This is a genomic window from Variovorax sp. 38R (assembly GCF_014843395.1).
In the GTDB taxonomy this organism is placed as follows: domain Bacteria; phylum Pseudomonadota; class Gammaproteobacteria; order Burkholderiales; family Burkholderiaceae_C; genus Variovorax; species Variovorax paradoxus_H.
On record NZ_CP062121.1, the window covers coordinates 3,891,846 to 3,912,202 of the forward strand.

The window sequence follows — 20,357 nt, forward strand, 5'->3', positions numbered from 1 at the left end:
GTTCAGCCGGCGAACTGCATCGTCTTCACGCCCGACGCCGTGCCCAGCAGGCACACGTTGGCCTTCTGATGGGCGAAGACCCCCACCGTCACCACGCCGGGCCACTGGCTCACTTCGGATTCGAAGGCGCGCGGGTCGGTGATCCGCAGGCCGGTCACGTCGACGATGTGCTGGCCGTTGTCGGTCACCAGCGGCAGGCCGTCTTTCTCGCGCACCTGGGCAATGCCGCCCAGGCTCGCGAACTGGCGCATCACGCGGCGCGCCGCCATCGGGATCACTTCCACCGGCAGCGGAAAGTCGCCGAGCGTCTCGACCAGCTTGGAGGCGTCGGCGATGCAGACGAAGCGCTTCGACTGCGCCGCGACGATCTTCTCGCGCGTGAGCGCCGCGCCGCCGCCCTTCACCATGAAGCCCTGGTGGTCGATCTCGTCGGCGCCGTCAATGTAGACGGCCAGCTCTTCCACCTCGTTGCTGTCGAACACCGGGATGCCCAGCGCGCGCAGGCGCTCGGTGGACGCGACCGAGCTGGAGACGGCGCCCTTGATCTCGTCCTTGATCGTGGCCAGCGCGTCGATGAACTTGTTGACCGTGGAGCCGGTGCCCACGCCGACGATCTCGCCCTTGACCACGTAGGCCAGCGCGGCAAGGCCGACCTGGGCCTTGAGTTCATCCTGGGAAAGAGGGCTTGGGGAGGTGGGTGCGGTCATCGCGGAGAATCCTTGGCTCATTGAAGTCGAGAATTATCCGATGCCCCTGCTGCTGCCCTCTTCGCTCTATGGCCTGGCCCGCCCTTTTCTGTTCGGTTTCGATCCCGAGCACGCCCATGAAATCACCCTCGACGGGCTGGCCCGCACCCAGAACACGCCATTGGCCTGCGCTTATGCGGCGGCGCGCGTCGAAGACCCCATTCAGCTCGCGGGCCTGAATTTCCCCAACCGCGTCGGTCTGGCCGCCGGGCTGGACAAGAACGCACGCTGCATCGACGCCTTCGCGGCCATGGGCTTCGGTTTCGTCGAGGTCGGCACGGTCACGCCCAAGGGCCAGCCCGGCAACCCGAAGCCGCGCATGTTCCGCCTGCCGCAGCGCGACGCGCTGATCAACCGGCTCGGCTTCAACAACGAAGGTCTCGATGCTTTTCTGGCCAACGTGCAGAAGGCGCGCTTCCGCAAGCAGGCGAGCGGCAGCAAGTCGCCCATGCTGCTGGGCCTGAACATCGGCAAGAACGCCGCCACGCCGATCGAGCGTGCGGTCGACGACTACCTGGCCTGCCTGGACGGCGTCTACCCGCACGCGGACTATGTGACGATCAACATCTCCAGCCCCAACACGGCCAACCTGCGCTCGCTGCAGAGCGACGAGGCCCTCGACGCCCTGCTGGGCGCCGTGGCCGAGCGGCGCGAAGCGCTGGCCACGCACCACGGCAAGCGCGCGCCGCTGTTCGTGAAGATCGCCCCCGACCTCGACGACGCCCAGGTCGCGGTGATTGCCGCCACGCTGCAGCGCCACGGCATGGACGGCGTGATCGCCACCAACACCACGCTCGCACGCGACGCGGTGGCGGGCCTGCCGCACGCGCAGGAAGCCGGCGGCCTCTCGGGCGCACCGGTGCGCGAAGCCAGCAATCGGGTGATCGCGCAACTGCGCGCGGCACTGGGCAAGGACTTTCCGATCATCGGGGTGGGCGGCATCCTGAGTGCAGCGGATGCCAAGGCCAAGATCGCCGCGGGCGCGGACGTGGTGCAGATCTACACCGGCCTGATCTATCGCGGTCCCGGGCTGGTCCGCGAAACGGCCCAGGCGCTGCAGCAGGATCGCCGCAAGGCCTGAGCCGGTTCTTCTTGTCGCCTCAGCCTCGGCGCATGCGCCAGAGCACCGGCGCAATGACCGTGGCCCAGCGCAACAGCCGCTTCGGACGGATCACTGCCACAGCCGCGGCAGCAGCGACCCCGACGGCCACCGGGTGTTCGCGCGCGATGCGCAACGCCGTGGCTGCGGGCGATTCGTTGACGGGCTCGCCCGAAGCCGGTTGCGTTTCGCGACCGCCCTGCAGGGTGGCAATGCGTTCACGCTGACGCTCCATGCGGGCCAGCAACTCTTCGCGCGTGGCGGGGCGCGGGGGGCGCGGCGCCTCGTCGTCCAGTTCCGGGTCCTTGCCGAGGTTGAAACGATCCTGGACCCAAGCCCAGTCGCGCTCGAACTCCTGAAAGGTCGGAATGAAGCTGCTGGAGGCGTTGCTCAGGCTGCGCATCAGGCTGATGGCGGCCGCCAGCCACAGCACCGCCCAAACACCGGCCACCACCCAGGCGGCGGTGATGCGGTACGGCGTGTCCCAGTAATGCACGACCACCGCCATCGAGAGCAATGCCACCGCAACGGTGGTCAGCCCCAGCACGGCGACGATCAGGACCAGGGTCAGCTTCAGGCGCTGCTTCTCGTCCTCCCAGGCCATGCGCAACAACTGCACCCGGTCCTCGGCCGCCAGCGCACCTTCGGCCGCGGCAATGCGCAACCGGCGGATGCGGGCGTCGAGCCCGAACAGGGACAACAGTTTCATGCGCCGCCTCCGCGCTCGCCGGCCACGTCAGCGTGGCAACGGCGAACGAACGGACGGCGGTGCGCGCTCAGGCCGGTTCGGTGACGCTCAGCGGCGGCCAAGCAACAGGCCCACCAGCACGCCGACGGCCAGTGCGGCGCCGGCAACCTGCCAAGGTTCGTCGTGGGCGTAGGTGTTGGTGGCAGTGGCCGCCTGGCGCGCCTTCTTGGCGGCCAGCTTGCTCTTTTCGGAAGCCAGTTCGCGCGCAATGGCGAGCTTGGTGTCGATGCGTTGGCGCAGCGCCTTGATGTGGGGAACCGAATCCAGGTCCTTGCTGGCCAGCACGCCGCGCACGTCGCTCGCGATGTCTTCGGCTGCTGCTTCAAGATTGTTGGATGCACTCATTGGAATCTTTCCTCCGTGATGACACCGGCACCGCGCCGGCGGCTTCACGCCAGCATATGGCGTGCTGTCATGTTACAGGCTCGAAAGCCCCTCATGCGCGACAGAGATGTGCTCAGTTGTGCCGAGCGCGTGCGATCAGGCCTCGGCGAGCTGCTGCGCCACATGCCGTCCGATGGCCAGGCAACTGGTGAGGCCCGGTGACTCGATGCCGAAGAGATGGACCAGCCCCGGCACCCCATGCGACGCGGGGCCCGCGATCACGAAGTCGGCCGCGGGCTCATCCGGCCCCGAGATCTTCGGACGCATGCCTGCATAGCCGGGAATCAACGCGCCGTCGGGCAACGCGGGCCAGTACCTGCGCACCTCGTCATAGAAGCGATCGCCGCGCGCCGGATCGACCACGAGATCGTCGGCGGCCTCGACCCACTGCACGTCGGGCCCGAACTTGGCTTGTCCGCCGAGGTCGAGGGTCAGGTGCACGCCGAGCCCGCCCGGCTCCGGCACGGGATAGATGAGCCGGCCGAAAGGCGCGCGGCCCGCGAGCGTGAAGTAGTTGCCCTTGGCGAAGTGCTCGCGCGGCACGGCGGATGCCGGCATGCCCTCGAAGCGACGCGCCAACGCAGGAGCGCCCAGCCCCGCGGCATTGACCACCGTGCGGCAACGCAGCGCCGTGCCATCGGCGGCGATCAGCACGACAGCGCCGTCCACGCATTCGGCGCGATCGATGGGCGACTTGAGCGCCAGCACGCCGCCCGCGTTCTCGAGGTCGCCGAGCAGGCTCACCATCAGTGCATGGCTGTCGACGATGCCCGTGCTCGGTGAATGCAGCGCCGCGACGCAATGCAGTTGCGGTTCCATCGCGAGAGCTTGCTGCGCGGTGAGCAGGACCAGGTCGTCCACACCATTGGCCGCAGCCTTCGCGCGGATCACGTCGAGTTGACCCACCTGTTCGGCGGAAGTTGCCACGATGAGCTTGCCGCAGCGGCTGTGCGGCACGCCGCGCGCCTGTGCGTAGCTATAGAGCGCGTCGCGTCCTTCCACGCACAGCGTCGCTTTCAGCGAGCCCTGCGGGTAATAGATGCCCGCGTGGATCACCTCGCTGTTGCGGGAACTCGTTCCCGTGCCGATGGCCCCTTCGGACTCCAGCACCAGCACCTCCCGGCCCGCGAGCGCCAATGCGCGCGCCACGGCCAGACCCATCACGCCAGCGCCGATGACGGCGCAATCGACTTCATCCATCGCGCGAGCTTAGCGCGACGCAAGAGGCGCAAGAGGCGCTGTTCTCACCTCGCGCTGGGCGGCGGCTCGGGATCGGTGGGCTCGTCGGGCGCGTGCTCCGGCCCTTCATCGGGCTCGACCGGCAGATCGGGCGTGATCGGAGACGGAAGATCGGGTTGGGTGGCCATGGCTGCACTCCTTCGTTCCATCTCTTCGTTCTAGCGCGTTCTCACGCGCCTGCAAGCAGCCCGCGGCGGAAGGCGTCGTCGGTGCGCACCGACAGCAGCCCTCCGCTCAGGCCCCCCTTCAACACTTCAACACTTCAACACTTCAACGAGAAGACTCACATTTCACGATGCATCGCAGGGCCATTCTAGGAATCGCCATGCCTTCGCACATGAGCGAAGCGCCCTTTTGCGAGGGAGCCATGCGCCCTGCCACGGCGCGCATGCGCGCGTGACAAAGCGCCTGCCCGAGACCGCGCGGCGCGAACGCGGGACCCGGGCCAGTGCAACGCAGCGATGGCGGCGGGTGCGTTCCAACGGCCTGGCCGCGCATCGGCGCGGCCCATCGGCGCCGCAAAAAGAGTAAGCCATTCGACCTAAAAACCCATCCCCCGCAAAGCATCCCAGCCGCGGGCCGGCGGCGAATTGCGGACGAAATGGCGGGCCCGCGGCGTCGATGCCCGGGCCCGGTCCGGACCTTCCGGCCGACCCGAAAGAAATCAACCGGGATCAATGCCGGGCCCCACGACGCGGCTGATTGTCCGAATTCCGTGGGCCACCGTCGCAGGGCATCCGGGCGTTCCGCGCGCTGACAGAGGGAAAAGTACCCCGTTTTCTGTTGCCCCATATTTCACAAAAGAAATGGGCAGAAATTGAATGTCAACCCTTCAAGAGGGCCTAGAAAAATTGCAAATCAAGCATTTCCAACGCAATCCAGTAACATATTTCATTGAACTCAATGGGATTTTCAATAAATTCAAAATTCAATTTCGGCTTAATTGAAAGACATATTATTTCGCCCATCGAAGAAAAATATCTACCCCATTTGAGCCGACGACCTTCGAATGCCGATGCGCTCCATCTGACTCAATTTGCGAAAAACCTCTGATCGATCTTCAAATTTTGGCGCATTACTGCTGTTTTTCTCGAAAAAGTATAGCAACTCGGACTCCCAAAAATGCCGCCGGAGCGAAGAAGAGCGGCCAAAGGTTCGAACCGGCGTGTCGCCGCGGCTCCAAAAATGGGTGACAAACCGCCCATACCGAATGGGCGTGGTACCTCAAACGTCACGATTAAGGTAGTTCGATTCAGAAATATTTATATCAAAATGTAAACACAGAGAAAAGACCTCAACAGACGGCTCGCCAATTTCATAGGATCGCGACAAATCAAGGCCAATGCTCCATTGAATTCAATTCAGTCGGATCAATTGAATTTTTCATTCACAGTCTGCAGCCGGGTAATTGCATGGAAACCCACATTGCTTCGTCGCCGGAGGCCGCCATGGCTTCGGAGGCCGCGCTGGGCGATCTCTTCGTCTCCCCGTCCGCGCGCGCGGCGGCAGGCGAACGGCTCGGCGTCTCGCTGGCCCTCGACGCCGGGTTCGCGCAGCGATGGCTGGCGTCGTTGGGTGCCACGGGATACCTGCCGGACACGCTGTTCGTCGGCGCCTGGCTGCTGCTGCAATCGCGCTGGCTGGGCACGGCCCTGCCGATGCCGCCGTCCGGCACCGCGAGCGCGTGGCTGACCCAGCTCGACCTCGACCGCCGGTCCGCGCACCCAACTTCCGAGACCTTGCCGCACCTGCGGATCGAAGCCCGCGCAGAGCTCCCCGCCAGCCTGCATCTGGACGTCGACGCGCGCCTGATGGATACGCCCTGCGCCACCCGCCTGCTCGCGGCCATAGCCGACACCGCTGCCGATCTGCTAGCGCGCCCCGACGCGGCGCTCGACAGCATCCGCGCCCTGCCCGACGCCGACCGCGACGACCAGCTCACTGCATGGACCACGCCGCCCGCCGCGCCCGACCTGTCGCTCACCGTGCCCGCCGTGTTCAGCCGCCGGGCTGCGGCCACGCCCGACGCGCTGGCGCTGGTGGCAGGCGACGAAACGATGCGCTACGGCGAACTCGATGCGCGCACCGACCGGCTCGCACAACGCCTGCAGCAGGCGGGCGTTCGGGCGGGCGACAACGTCGGGATGGTGTTCGAGCGTTCGATGGACGCCATCGTCGCCATGCTCGGCATCCTCAAGGCGGGCGCGGCCTACGTGCCGGTGTCGACCGACTTCCCCTCGGAACGGGTCGCCACCATGCTCGACCAGGCCGGTGTGACCCGGGTCGTGACGACCGGCTCGCTGGCCGCTCTCGTGCCAGCCAACCGCGCCGCCGTGCGGATCGAAGGGCCTGACGACGCCACGGACCATGCGCCGTGGACAGCGCCGGCCATCGACGGCGAGTCGCTGGCGTACCTCATGTACACCTCGGGCTCGACCGGCGTACCCAAGGGCATCGAGATCAGCCATCGCGCCATCCTGCGGCTGGTGGTCGATGTCGACTACATCGCGCTCGCACCGGGGCGCGCGATGCTGCATGCGGCGCCGCTCGCCTTCGATGCCTCGACGCTCGAAGTCTGGGGACCGTTGCTGAACGGCGGGCGCTGCGTGATTCACGACGAACGGGTACCCACCGGCGCCGGCCTCGCACGCACCATCGCCCGCCACGAGGTACACACCGCGTGGCTCACGGCCTCGCTCTTCAACGCCGTGGTCGACGGAGATCCGCAGCACCTCGCGGGCCTGGCGCACCTGTTCACCGGCGGCGAGGCGCTGTCGGTACCCCATGTGCAGCGCGCGCTCGACGCCCTCCCCGGGCTCACGCTCAGCAACGGCTACGGGCCGACCGAGTGCACGACCTTCGCGACCACCCACCGCATCGAGCGCGCCGCTGTCGCGGCAGGCCTGCGCTCGGTGCCGCTCGGGCGTCCGATCAAGGACACCGTGCTGCGCGTGCTGAGCCCGACGCTGACCCTGCTGCCCAGCGGACTCGTGGGCGAGCTGTGCATCGGCGGACACGGCCTGGCCCGCGGGTACCTGGGGCAACCCGAACTCACGGCCGCGCGCTTCGTGTCCGATCCTTTCGGTGCGCCCGGCGACCGGCTCTACCGCACCGGCGACTTGGCCCGTTGGCTGCCCGACGGCACGATCGAATTCATCGGTCGCATCGACGGCCAAGTCAAGATCCACGGCCACCGCATCGAGACCGGCGAGGTCGAGGCAGCCATCCTTGCGCATTCCGCGGTGCAGTCGTGCGCGGTGGTCGCGCGGCCCGGTCGCGACGGCCAACTGCGCCTGATCGCCTACCTGGTGGCACGCGCACAGAAGCTCGCGTGGGACACGCTGCGCACGCACCTGGCGGCCCGCCTGCCCGCGGTGATGCTTCCGTCGGCGCAGGTCTGGCTCGCGCAACTCCCCGTCACGCCCAACGGCAAGCTCGACCGCAACGCGCTGCCCGAGCCGGCCGGCGATCGCCCCGACCTCGCGCAGCCTTTCGAGGCCGCGCGCGACGCGCTCGAGCAGCAGGTGTGCGACGCCTTCGCACGCGCCCTAGGCATCGACACCGCCGGGCGCAACGACAACTTCTTCGACCTGGGCGGCAGCTCGCTGCTGGTGCTGCAGGTGCTCGCAGACCTGCAGCGCGAGGGCGCGCCGGCGCTGTCGACCAACCTGTTCTTCCGCCATCCGACGCCGGGCGCCATCGCGGCGCAGTTGCAGCCGGCCGACGAGGTACCGCAGCCCCTGCCCGTGCGGAAAGACGCCACCCGCGGCGCGGCCGACGCACCCGAACCTATCGCCCTCATCGCCACCGCCGGCCGCTTCCCCGGCGCGGGCGACGTGGAGCAGTTCTGGGACAACCTCGTCGCCGGGCGCGACACCGTCAGCTTCTTCGACGACGCCAGCCTGGACGCCGGCGTCAGCGAGTCGCTGCGCCGCGACCCGGCCTATGTGCGGGCGCGCGGCGTGATCGACGGCATCGAGGGCTTCGATGCCGCCTTCTTCGGCCTCGGCCCGAAGGAAGCCGCGCTCATGGACCCGCAGCACCGCGTGTTCCTCGAGATCTGCTGGGAATGCCTGGAGCGCGCGGGCTACGTGCCCGACGAAGCGCCGGGCCCGGTGGGCGTGTATGCGGGCACGTACAACGCCACCTACTTCCAGCGCCACGTGGCCTCGCGGCCCGACCTCGTGGAGGCCGTCGGCGAATTCCAGGTGATGCTGGGCAACGAGAAGGACTACATCACCACCCGCGTGGCCAACCGGCTCAACCTGCGCGGGCCGGCCGTGAGCGTCAACACCGCCTGCTCGACCTCGCTGGTCGCAATCGCCCAGGCCTTTCACGCGCTGCGCACGGGCCAGTGCTACATGGCGCTCGCGGGCGGCGCGTCGGTCACCTGCCCGCCCCGCAGCGGCTACCTTTATAACGAGGGCTCGATGCTCTCGCCCGATGGCCACACGCGCAGCTTCGACGCGCAGGCCAAGGGCACCGTGTTCAGCGACGGCGCCGCCGTGGTGCTGCTCAAGCGGCTGTCCGACGCGCAGGCCGACGGCGACACCATCTATGCCGTGCTGCGCAGCGCCTGCGTCAACAACGACGGCGGCGCCAAGGCCAGCTTCACGGCGCCCAGCGTGGACGGCCAGGCCGCGGTGATCCGCGCCGCGCTGGCCGCAGCGGACGTCGACGCACGCAGCATTTCCTACGTGGAAGCACACGGCACCGCCACGCCGATGGGCGACCCGGTCGAGGTCGAGGCGCTCGCCGTCGCGTACGCCGAGCACACCGACGCGCGGGGCTACTGCACGCTGGGCTCGCTCAAGAGCAACGTGGGCCACATGGTCACGGCCGCGGGCGCCGCCGGTCTCATCAAGACAGCGCTGGCGCTGCACCACGAACTGATTCCGCCCACCGCGCATTTCACGGCACCGAACCCGGCCATCGACTTTGCGCGCACGCCGTTCCACGTCAGCAACCAGCTGCAGCCGTGGCCGCGGGCCGACCTGCCGCGCCGCGCGGGGGTCAGCTCGTTCGGTGTCGGCGGCACCAACGCGCACGTCGTGCTCGAGGAAGCGCCGGCGCGCCAGGCGCGCACCACGCTCCCGGGCGTCCATGTGCTGGCGCTGTCGGCCCGCTCGGAGGCCGCACTGGCGGTCGCGACGCAGCAGCTGGCGACGCACCTGGAAGAACAGCCCGAGCTTTGCCTGGGCGATGCGGCCTTCACACTGTGCGTCGGCCGCAAGGCCCATGCCTTCCGCCGCGCCGTGGTGGCCGGCGATGCGGCGCAAGCCATCGAGGCCTTGCGCTCGGAGAACGCGGCGTGGCGCGTGAGCGACCGGATCGCCGAGCGCGCGCCGCAGCCCCTGCTGATGTTCCCGGGCCAGGGTGCGCAGTACCCGGGCATGGGCGGCGCGCTGCATACGGGCGATCCGGTGTTCGCGGCCGCGTTCGACAACTGCCTGCGCGCCTTCGACGGCGCGCTCGAGTTCGACCTGCGCGAGCGCATGTTCGCCGCCGACCCGCAGGCGCTCGCGCCGACCGCCGTCACGCAGCCCGCGCTCTTCACGCTCGAGTACGCGCTCGCACGGCGGCTGCTGTCGCTGGGCCTGCGCCCGCACGCGCTCATCGGCCACAGCGTCGGTGAATTCGTCGCGGCCGTCATCGCCGGCGTGATGCGCCTGGAAGATGCCGCCCGGCTCATTGCCCGCCGCGGCGCGCTCATGCAGGCACAGCCCGCGGGAACGATGCTGTCGGTGCGGCTCGGCGCGGACGCGCTGGCCCCACGACTCGCAGCCTCGCCCCAGGTCTCGCTCGCCGCGGAGAACGCACCCGGCGCCTGCGTGGCCGCCGGTCCGTCCGAGGCCATCGCCGAACTCCAGGCCGCGCTCGAAGCCGAGGGCGTCGCCTGCCGGCTGCTGCAGACCTCGCACGCCTTTCACTCCGCCATGATGGACGCCGCGGTGGCGCCCTTCGAGGCGCTCGTGAGCCAGGTCGCGCTGCACGCGCCGCAGATCCCCATCTACTCCACGTTCACCGGCCGTCTGCTCGAAGACGCGCAGGCCACGAGCCCGGCCTACTGGGCGCAGCACCTGCGCGGCACCGTGCGCTTCTCGCCGGCCTTGCAGAGCGCGGCGGGCGACGCCACGCATCCGGTCTTCGTGGAAGTCGGCCCCCGCAACACGCTGGCCGCGCTGGTGCGCCAGCACCGCCTGCCAGGCCTCGCCCCGGCGTCGAAGGCCGGCGCCGTGGCGGTGTCGCTGCTGCACGGCGAGCCGGCCGACGAGACCCGCACCCTGCGCCTGGCCGCCGCGCGCCTGTGGACCTGCGGCGCCGAGGTCGACCTTGCCCTGCTCGCACCGCGCGCCGGCGCCCGGCGCGTGTGCCTTCCCACCTACCCGTTCGAACGCAAGCGTCTGTGGGTCGACATCGCGCCCGCCGCGCCGGTGTCGCCGGCGTCGCCCGCCCTTGCGCCTGTCCTGCCTCTTCTGCCTGTCCTGCCTGTTTCATTGGAGCCGATCGTGACCGCTGCCGCGCCCTCGCCTCACCTGCCCCTGCCTTCTCCCCAGCCGTCCGATGCGTCGCGCGCGGCGTCGGTCGACACCCGATTGCGGGCCCTGTTCGAAGACATCTCGGGCATCGACATGGCACAGGCCGAGGGCCACGCCCCGTTCGGAGAGATCGGCATGGACTCGCTCACGCTGACCCAGGCCGCCACGCAGATCAAGAAGCGCTTCAAGGTCGAGCTGAGCTTCCGGCAGCTGATGGAGAACTACCGCAGCTTCGACGCGCTGGCCGCGTACCTGCTGCAGAGCCTGCCGCCCGAGGCCGAGCCGGTGGCCGCGCCCGTCGCGCCCGCCATGCCTGCCGCATCCGTCGTGCAAGCGTCCATGCCAACGCCACCACAAGGTCTCGCGCAGCCTGCTGGCTTGCTGAACCAGGTGATCGCGCAGCAGATGGAGCTGATGCGCCAGCAGCTCGCGCTCCTGTCCGGCGCGGCCGTTCCGGTGGCCGCAGCGATGCCCGTGGCGGCAGAGCCCGTGCCCGCCGTGCAACAACAGCCGCCGACCGAAGCGCCGCTTCGCTACGACGTCAACAAGGCCTTCGGCGCCATTGCCCGCATCCACACCCAACGCACCGCCGAACCCAGCGCGCGGCAGAAGGCGCGGCTGGCCACCTTCGTGCGGCGCTATGTCGAACGCACGCAGAAGAGCAAGCGCTTCACCGAAGAGAACCGTGACCACATGGCGGACCCGCGCGTGGTCAATGGCTTTCGCCCGCTGACCAAGGAGATCACCTACCAGATCGTGATCGAACGCTCCAAGGGCTCGAAGATGTGGGACATCGACGGCAACGCGTACGTCGACGCGCTCAACGGCTTCGGGCTGAACCTGTTCGGCTGGCAACCCGATTTCGTGCAGGACGCCGTGCGGGCCCAGCTCGATGCCGGCTACGAGATCGGACCACAGCATCCGCTCGCGGCCGACGTGACCCGCCTCATCTGCGAACTCACGGGCAGCGAGCGCGCCGGCCTGTGCAACACCGGCTCCGAGGCCGTGATGGCGGCGCTGCGCATTGCGCGCACCGTCACCGGGCGCAGCACGGTGGTGGCCTTCACGGGCTCCTACCACGGCACCTTCGACGAAGTGCTGGTGCGCGCCGGCAAGGGCGGCAAGGGCCTGTCGGCCGCGCCCGGCGTGATGAGCGGCATGTTCGGCGACATCCGCGTGCTCGACTACGGCACGCCCGAGGCGCTCGCCTTCATCCGCGACAACGCGGCGGACCTGGCGGCCGTGCTGATCGAGCCGGTGCAAAGCCGCCGCCCCGACTTCCAGCCGCGCGAGTTCCTGCACGACGTGCGCGACATCACCGCGACGAACGGCTGCTGCCTCATCTTCGACGAGGTCATCACCGGCTTTCGCACCGCGCTGGGCGGCGCGCAGGAACTGTTCGGCGTGCGCGCCGACCTCGCCACCTACGGCAAGGTGATCGGCGGCGGCTTTCCGGTCGGCGTGATCGCCGGCAAGCGCGAGTTCATGGACGCACTCGACGGCGGCCCCTGGCAGTACGGCGACGACTCGATCCCGGGCGTCGGCGTCACCTACTTCGCCGGCACCTTCGTGCGCCATCCGCTCGCGCTCGCCGCGGCCAAGGCCTCGCTCATGCACCTGAAGGAGGCCGGGCCCGCATTGCAGGCCGGGCTCAACGCCAGCACGACCGCCATGGCCGCGGAACTCTCGGGCTGGTGCGAGGAGGTCGGCGCGCCGCTCGCGATCCGTCATTTCTCGTCGCTGTGGCGCGTGAGCTGGCTCGAAGACCACCCGCTGCAGGACCTGCTGTTCGCCATGATGCGCAGCCGCGGCGTGCACATCCTGGACAACTTCCCGTGCTTCCTCACGAGCGCGCACAGCGCCGAGGACATCGCCTTCATTCAGAGCGCCTTCAAGGAATCGGTCGCCGAGATGCAGGAATCCGGTTTCCTTCCGCGCCGCGCTCCTACTCCCACCCGCTTCGACGCGCGCAAGCCCGTCGAAGACGGCAGCGTGCTGGCCCGCGACAGCGACGGCCGGCCGTTCTGGCACGTACCCGAAGACGCCGCCTCGCACGAGCGCCTCATCAACGGAAAGGCTGCAGCATGAACGCCGCACTCAAGCCCACCGCGAGCGGTGGCCTCGTCGAATGCATCATTCCGACGACCGAATCGCAACGCGAAATCTGGCTCGGCGCCACGATGAGCACCGAGGCCTCGATGGCCTACAACGAATCGGTCGTGCTGCGATTGCGCGGCGCGCTGGACGGCACGGCCATGGCGCGCGCCACCGACCGCCTGCTCGAACGCCACCAGGCGCTGCGCGCCACGATCTCGCCGGACGGCACCTTCATGCTGGTCAGCCCCCCGGGCGGAAACCACCTGGTCCGGCAGGACCTGGGCGGGCTGGCGCCGGAAGCCCTCACGCAGGCGCTGGGCGCGGCCCACGCCGAGGCGGTGTGCACGCCGTTCTCGCTCGAACACGGTCCGCTGTTCCGGGCGGTGCTGTACCGCCTGGGCGATGCCGAGCACGAACTCGTGATGTCGGCGCACCACGTGGTCTGCGACGGCTGGTCGTGGGCGGTCATCACCGAGCAGCTGGGCCATCTCTATGCCGAAGAAACCGGCACCGGGCTGAAGCTCAAGGCCGCGCCGCTGTTCGCGGACTTCGCCGCCGAGGAAGCCGTCGCCGCCGCGAGCCCCGACATGCAGGCGCACATCGACTACTGGCTGGCGCGCTTTTCCGGCACCACGCAGCCGGTGCTCGACCTGCCGCTGGACCGCCCCCGCCCGGCCGCCCGCACCTTCAACTCGCGCCGCGCCGAACGCCTGCTCGACCGGCGCGTGGTCGGCGCCGTGCGCACCGCGAGCACCAAGGCCGGTGTCAGCCTGTTCACGGGCCTGTTCAGCGGCTTCATCGCGACGCTGTACCGCCTCACGGGCCAGGAAGACATCGTGGTCGGCATCCCGACCTCGGGCCAGCTCGCGCACGACGTGCCCGGCCTGGTCGGCCATTGCGTGAACCTGCTGCCGCTGCGCATCGCCGTGCATGCCGCCACGCGCTTCGACGCGCTGATGGACGAATGCAGCACCGCCGTGCTCGACGCCTTCGACCACCAGGCCCTCACCTATGGCGCGTTGCTGGGCCAGTTGTCGCTCGTGCGCGACCCGAGCCGGCTGCCGCTGGTGAGCGTGGCCTTCAACGTGGACCCCGACGTGGCGAGCAGCGCGCAGGCGTTCACCACGCTCGACGTGGTGCAGGACACCATCGCCCGCCGCTACGAGAACTTCGAGCTGTTCGTGAACCTGCGTCCGCACGCCGGCAGCCTGCAGATCGAGGCGCAATACAACACCGACCTGTTCGACGACGTGAGCGTGGAGCGCTGGCTCGACATGTTCGAGTGCGTGCTGCAGTCGGCCGCGCACAAGCCCGACGAAACCATCGGCGGGCTCGAGGTGCTGTCGGCCGGCGCCGCGCGCGCGCTGCTGGCGCTGCAGCCGGCGCGCGTGCCGCTGCGCGGCGCGCCGCTGGCGCATGCCGGCTTCGTGGCGCGCGTGCCGCTGCAGCCCCACCGCCCGGCGGTGCGCGACGGCGCGCGCAGCTGCAGCTACGGCGAACTCGATGCGCTGTCCAACCGACTGGCGCGTGCATTGCGCGCGCGCGGCGTGGGCCGCGGCCAACGCGTGGGGCTGTGCCTCGAACGCAGCCTGGAGATGGTCGTCGCGATGCTCGGCATCCTCAAGGCGGGCGCGTCCTACGTGCCGCTGGACACCGCATTTCCGCAGGCGCGGCTGGACCACTACGCCAGCGACGCCACCCTCAGCCTGATGCTGACTTCGTCCGACATCGCGGTGGCGCCCCGCGACTGGCGCGGCGACGCCGAGCAACGGATCTTCGAGATCGATCGCGACACCGCCTGGCGCCACCTGTCGGGCGACTCCCTGCCGCCGAGCAGCGACGACCCGGGCTCCGAAGACGCCGCCTATGTGATCTACACCTCCGGCTCGACCGGCCTGCCCAAGGGCGTCATTGCGCACCACCGCGGCGTGGCGCACCTGCTGCAGTGGATGCAGCGCGAATCGAACGTCGGCCCGTCCGACCGCATCGCCGCCGTCACCACCCTGTCGTTCGACATGGCCGTGCCCGACCTGCTGCTGCCGCTGGCAACGGGCGCCGAACTCGTGATGGTGCAGCGCGAGGTCGCCATGGACGGCAACCGCCTGTCGCAGGCGCTCGACGACGAACAGATCACGCTGCTGCAGGCCACGCCCGGCATGTGGCAGCTCCTGCTCGATGCCCAGTGGGCCGGCGGCACGCCCGGTTTTCGCGGCTGGACCGGCGGCGAAGCGCTGCGCCCGAGCATGGCGCTGGCGCTGTGCGAGCGCATGGAAGGGCTGTGGAACGGCTACGGCCCGACCGAGACGACGGTGTACTCCACGGCCTGGCACGTTCGCCCCGAAGAGATCGCTTCGCGCGGCGTGTCGATCGGCAGGCCCGTCGACAACACCGAGATCTGGATCCTCGATGCCGACCTGCAACCGTGCCCGATCGGCGTGCCCGGTGAAATCTGCATCGCGGGCGAAGGCGTCGCGCTGGGCTACCTCGACCGCCCCGCGCTGACCGCCGAGCGCTTCGTCACGGTGCGCATCTTCGGCACCACGAAGAAGGTCTACCGCTCCGGCGACCGCGGTCGCTGGCGCAACGACGGGCTGCTCGACCACCTCGGGCGGCTCGACTTCCAGGTGAAGGTGCGCGGCTACCGCATCGAGCCCGGCGAGATCGAGGTGCGCTGCTGCGAAGTTGCCGGCGTCTCGCGCAGCGTGGTCGTGGCCCGCGAGGACAACCCCGGCGACGTGCGCCTGGTGGCCTACCTGGCGCTGACCCCGGGCGCCGGCTTCGACCTCGATGCGCTGATGGTGCACCTGCGCAAGCACCTGCCGGCCTTCATGCTGCCGCAGCACGTGGTGACGCTCGATGCGCTGCCCACGCTGGCGAACGGCAAGGTCGATCGCGTCTCGCTGCCGCCGCCGCAGGCGGTGGCGCGCGACGAAGTGCGCCGCGGCGCCGGTCCGCGCAACGCGCACGAACGCAAGGTGCTGGCGATCATGGAGAAGGTGCTGAGCCTGCCCGGCCTGGACATGCACGACAACTTCTTCACCATGGGCGGCCACTCGCTGCTGGCCGCGCGGCTCACCACGCTGCTGAGCCGCGAGTTCCAGGTCACGCTGCCGCTGCGCTCGCTGTTCGAGGCGCCCACGGCCGAGAAGCTGGCCGCGGTCATCGAGGCCCTGCAGGGCGCGGGCGTCGGCCTGCAGGCGCCGATTGCCTGCCACCCCGATCGCCGCAGCGCGCCGCTCACGCCCTCGCAGGAACGCATCCGCTTCATGGAGCAGCTGTACACGGGCCGTTCTGTCTACAACGCGCCCTCGGCGCAGCGGCTCACCGGTCGGCTCGACGCGGCGCGCTTCGAAGGCGCGCTGCGCGAGATGATCCGCCGTCAGCCCTCGCTGCGCACATGCATCGCGTTCGACGAGGACACAGGACGGCCGATTCAATCGATCGCGGAGTCCGTCGATTTCACCCTGCCGCTGGTCGACCTGCGTGGCCTGCCGGCGGACCAGCGCGAGGCCGAGCTGGCCGAGCAGATGCAGGTGCTGTCCGACCAGCCGATCGACATCCACAGCGCGCCGATGATGCGCGCGACCCTGTTCCAGCTCGACGACCAGGAGCACGTCTTCCTGTTCGTGCCGCACCACCTGATCTGGGACGGCTGGTCCTTCGACCTGATGCAGCGCGAGCTGGGCGCGTTCTACGACGCCGCCGAGCGCGGCCGCCCGCACAACCTGCCCGCGCTCGCCACCACCCACGGCGACTACGCCGAGTGGCTGGAAAAGTGGCTGACCGAGCCTGCCTGCGAGGAGCAGCTCGCGTTCTGGCGCGGCCGGCTCGCGGGCGCCGCCAAGACCGTGCGGCCGCCCCGGACCGACATGCCGCGCCGCGCGGGCAAGAGCGGCCAGGGCGGCGCGCACTGGATCCACATCGACCTGCAGAGCACGCAGCGGCTGCGCGAGGTCGCGCGCGACATGGACGTCACGCTCAGCATGCTGACCTTCGGCATCTACGCGCTGACCATGGCCCAGGCGACCGGCAACGACGCCATCGTCATCGCGAACCCGGTGCGCGGGCGCCAGCAGGCCGAGACGGAAGACGTCATGGGCTTCTTCAACAACGTGCTGCCAGTCTCGCTCGCGGTCGACATGGCGCTGCCGCTGCCCGACTTCATGCGCTACGTGAAGCAGGAGCTGCTGTCGATGATGAACCACCAGCAGGTGCCGTTCGAGCGCCTGATGGCCGAGCCCGGCTATGCGGGGCAGATCAAGCACGCCGGGCCCTACCAGGCGATGTTCTCGTTCCAGGACGCACGCGAACGCGCGCGCACCGTCGGCAGCCTGCAGACCCGCCAGGTGCACGTGATGCAGCACGGCGCCACCGACGACATCGGCGTGTGGCTGATGGACAAGCCGCACGGCCTGGAAGGCGCGCTGCTCTACAACGCCGACGTGTACCTGCGCGAGACCGGTGCCCAGCTGCGCGAGCGTTACCTCGAAGTGCTGGCCCGCGTCGCCGACCACCCGGGGGCCACGCTCGCGGAGATCGCCCGCACCGAAGGCTCGGCCAGCGCGCTCTATCTGCGCAAGCTGGCAGCCGAAGAGGCGGACAAGGGTGCGCCGGCCGATGACACCGACAGCGACGCGCGCGAAGCGAAGCGGGGCCTGCTCAGCCCCGAGCACGCACAGCTGGCCCAGATCTGGGCCGACGTGATCGGCATCGACGTCGACGAGATCCGCGCCAGCGACAACTTCTTCGACCTCGGCGGCGACTCGCTGCTGGTGCTGCGCGCCGTGCAGCAGGCGGCGCAGACGCTGGGGCACCGCGTGGAGCCTCGCCGCTATCTGTTCGAGAACCTCGGGCAGATCGCCTCCTCGGCACACGGCACGCCGCACGGCGTGCCATCGGACCTCGCCGACCTGGCCGCCGGCACGGCCGTGCATGCACAGCGCGGCGGGCTGCTCGGCGCGCTCGGCAGCTGGCTGCGCAAGGGGTGATCGACCATGACCAGCGCCGCCAGCTCACTGACCATCGACGCACCGGTCTGCCGGTACGTCGAGCTGGACAGCTTCACCGACACCCTGCCCGCCCAGGTCCTGTCGGACGAAGAGCGCGCGCGTGCCGAGAGCCTGCGCTTCCCCGTCGACCGGCAACGCTTCGTGGCGGCCCATGTGGCGCTGCGCCAGGCGCTGTGCGACTACACGGGCCTGCCGCCCGCCGCGCTGACGCTGGCCACCGGCGCCTTCGGCAAGCCGTCGCTGGCGGGCCACCCGCGCACCCAGTTCTCGCTGAGCCACAGCCAGGGCCTGGCCTTGATCGCCATCGGCGGGCGCGGCCCGCTGGGCGCCGACGTCGAGCTGCTGCGCCCGATGCCGGACGCGGCCACCCTGGCGGCGGCGCATTTCACGCAGCGCGAGCAGGACGCACTGGCCGCCCTGCCTGCGCACGAACATGACCACGCCTTCCTGACCTGCTGGACCCGCAAGGAAGCCTGCCTGAAGGCCATCGGCGTGGGCCTCTTGATGTCGTCGCAGAGCTTCGAGGTGGGCGTGGTGCCGGACTGCCGCAGCGTCGAGCTGCCGGTGGCCGGCCGCACGCTGGTGCTGGTGCTGGGGCCGGCGCCCGCGCGGCCGGACAGCGTGGGCTCGCTCGCCGAATGGCGCCACACCGAAGCCCGCGTGCAGGCATCGGGCGGCGGTTTCGAAGGCGGCCCCATGCGCCCCCTGAACGCGCTCCAGGGGATGGCCGAGTCGCGATGCGCGAGGGGTGTCGCATGACCCTCTTCACGCCGCTCATGTTCGGGCCGGCCTCGCGCCAGGTCTTCGGCGTGTTCCACGCCGCCGACGACCACCGGGGCGAGCACACCGCAGTGCTCCTGTGCCCGCCCTTCGGACAGGAGGGCCTGCGCACCCATCGCTTTTTCAAGGTGCTGGCCGAACGCCTCGCGCGCGCCGGCGTCGCCACGCTGCGCTTCGACTTCTACGGCTCCGGCGACTCGCCGGGCGACGAGAGCGAGGGCGAGCTCGACGGCTGGCGCCGCGACCTGTGCGCGGCGCACGAGGAGCTGCGGCGGCACGTACCGCATGCCGCCATCGTGTGGATCGGCGCACGGCTCGGCGCCACCCTGGCCGTGCTGGCCGCGCGCAATGGACTGTGCGATCCGGCCCGTCTGGTGCTCTGGGAGCCGGTGATCGACGGCCAGGGCTACGCGCGCCTGCTGCGCGAGCGCCACGTCGAAGCGATCGACACGACCTTCTGCATCCCCGACCTCTCGTGGCGCCGCAGCCTCGAGCGGGAACCGGACGCACTGCCCGAGGAGGCGCTCGGCGTGCGTCTCTCGCCTGCCCTGCAGGCGCAGCTGCGCGCCCTCACGCCGCAGTCGCTGCCGCTCACGGCCCTGCACGACACCCTGGTGCTGGCCCCGCCCGACGACACGCCTACCGCGCAATGGGCGGCCGAGCAGCAGTCGCGCCACATGCCGGTGCGCCTGGCCTACCTGAGCCACCCGCTGGACTGGACGTCCGACCCCTATCCCCACAGCGCGATGGTTCCGGCCGATGCGCTCAGCCGCCTGCAGGGAGCCATCCATGAATGACCTGACGCAGACCCCGGTGTGCTTCGGCCCCGGGAACGCACTGATGGGCATGCTCACCGTCCCCGCGCAGCGGATGCCGGCGCCCGTCGCCTGCCTGATGTTCAACATGGGCGCGAACCACCGCGTCGGGCCGCGCCGCATCAACGTGAAACTGGCGCACGTGCTCGCCGCGCGCGGCGTGGGCAGCCTGCGCTTCGACCTGGGCGGCATCGGCGACAGCGAGGCGCTGGACACCGGGCCCGACCTGCAGACGCGCGCGGTGCACAGCCTGCAGGCCGCCATGGACCTTGCGCAACGCATGCTGGGCGTCCGCCAGTTCGCGGTCGTGGCCATGTGCTCGGGCGTGGAGCACGCCATGTCGGCCGCCGCGGTGGACGCGCGCATGGTGGCGCTTTCGCTGTTCGACGGCTTTGCCTTTCCCCAACGGCGCACGCGCTGGGAGCTCACGGTGCGTCGCGCGCTCGCGGCGCCGCTGCACCCGTCGTTCCCGGGCAAGGCGCGGCGCTGGGTCTTGCGCCATCTGCCGGGCAACACGACGACCAAGGCGCTGCCGGGCTACTTCGTGGACCGGCGGCCGCCCAACGTCAATGCGATCTGGTTCGAAGCCACCATGAAGCGGCTGGTCGAACGCGAGGTGGCGGTGCAGCTCCTGTACTCGGGATCGCTGCACGTCTGCGACCGCGACCGCGACCAGCTCGGCGCCCTGCGCCACGAACCGTTCATGCAAGGCCTGCAGTACGAGTTCATGCGCGAGGTGGACCACACCGTCTGCACCGTGAAGGGCCAGCAGCTCTTCCTGCAATCCGTCGGCGACTGGGTCGTCGAGCACTGCCTGGCCACCCCCAGCCCGGAGCGGCAGGGCCGACCGGCGGCAGGCACCCCGCGCGCCATTGCGGCCACGCTCGCCGCGCCTTGAAAC

Annotated in this window: 11 protein-coding genes; 6 read left to right on the forward strand and 5 right to left on the reverse strand. The window is 69.8% G+C overall.

All coding sequences use genetic code 11. The features are described from left to right. Positions 1-2: 2 nt before the first annotated feature. Positions 3-707, reverse strand: a complete 705-nt coding sequence (gene rpiA / locus IG196_RS17945) for a ribose-5-phosphate isomerase RpiA (protein WP_101490035.1) — start codon at positions 705-707, stop codon at positions 3-5. A 40-nt stretch (positions 708-747) separates the two neighbouring features. Between rpiA and IG196_RS17950 the strand changes: the two genes are divergently transcribed. Then, on the forward strand, positions 748-1,827 hold the full coding sequence (locus tag IG196_RS17950; RefSeq protein WP_192192200.1) for a quinone-dependent dihydroorotate dehydrogenase: 1,080 nt from the start codon (positions 748-750) through the stop codon (positions 1,825-1,827). 19 nt (positions 1,828-1,846) lie between these two features. On the opposite strand, the gene IG196_RS17955 is transcribed toward IG196_RS17950, so the two are convergent. The 4 genes from IG196_RS17955 to IG196_RS17970 form a co-directional block, all read right to left on the reverse strand. Then, positions 1,847-2,554, reverse strand: a complete 708-nt coding sequence (locus tag IG196_RS17955) for a phage holin family protein (protein WP_192192201.1) — start codon at positions 2,552-2,554, stop codon at positions 1,847-1,849. An 87-nt stretch (positions 2,555-2,641) separates the two neighbouring features. Further along, positions 2,642-2,938, reverse strand: a complete 297-nt coding sequence (locus IG196_RS17960; protein WP_056580064.1) for a glycine zipper domain-containing protein — start codon at positions 2,936-2,938, stop codon at positions 2,642-2,644. 135 nt (positions 2,939-3,073) lie between these two features. Further along, on the reverse strand, positions 3,074-4,177 hold the full coding sequence (locus IG196_RS17965) for an NAD(P)/FAD-dependent oxidoreductase (protein WP_192192202.1): 1,104 nt from the start codon (positions 4,175-4,177) through the stop codon (positions 3,074-3,076). Positions 4,178-4,221: 44 nt separating this feature from the next. Beyond that, positions 4,222-4,344 carry a hypothetical protein gene (locus IG196_RS17970; protein ID WP_062479916.1) on the reverse strand — a complete coding sequence of 41 codons (123 nt, stop codon included), beginning with the start codon at positions 4,342-4,344 and terminating at the stop codon, positions 4,222-4,224. Between the two features lie 1,284 nt (positions 4,345-5,628). On the opposite strand from IG196_RS17970, the gene IG196_RS17975 reads away from it, so the two are divergent. From IG196_RS17975 to IG196_RS17995, 5 genes are read left to right on the forward strand one after another with little or no spacing between them, the layout of a single operon-like run. After that, positions 5,629-12,843 (forward strand): polyketide synthase, encoded by a 7,215-nt coding sequence (locus tag IG196_RS17975; protein WP_225616708.1) that lies wholly within the window; start codon positions 5,629-5,631, stop codon positions 12,841-12,843. Continuing rightward, positions 12,840-17,840, forward strand: a complete 5,001-nt coding sequence (locus IG196_RS17980; RefSeq protein ID WP_192192203.1) for a non-ribosomal peptide synthetase — start codon at positions 12,840-12,842, stop codon at positions 17,838-17,840. Before IG196_RS17975 ends, IG196_RS17980 begins: the two co-directional genes overlap by 4 nt. A gap of 6 nt (positions 17,841-17,846) precedes the next feature. Beyond that, positions 17,847-18,620, forward strand: a complete 774-nt coding sequence (locus tag IG196_RS17985) for a 4'-phosphopantetheinyl transferase family protein (RefSeq protein WP_192192204.1) — start codon at positions 17,847-17,849, stop codon at positions 18,618-18,620. Further along, positions 18,617-19,438 carry a serine aminopeptidase domain-containing protein gene (locus IG196_RS17990; RefSeq protein ID WP_192192205.1) on the forward strand — a complete coding sequence of 274 codons (822 nt, stop codon included), beginning with the start codon at positions 18,617-18,619 and terminating at the stop codon, positions 19,436-19,438. The genes IG196_RS17985 and IG196_RS17990 overlap by 4 nt, the downstream gene beginning before the upstream one ends. After that, the gene (locus IG196_RS17995) at positions 19,431-20,354 is read left to right on the forward strand and encodes a hypothetical protein (RefSeq protein WP_192192206.1); all 924 of its coding nucleotides are present in this window, start codon (positions 19,431-19,433) and stop codon (positions 20,352-20,354) included. Before IG196_RS17990 ends, IG196_RS17995 begins: the two co-directional genes overlap by 8 nt. The last annotated feature ends 3 nt before the right edge of the window (positions 20,355-20,357 follow it).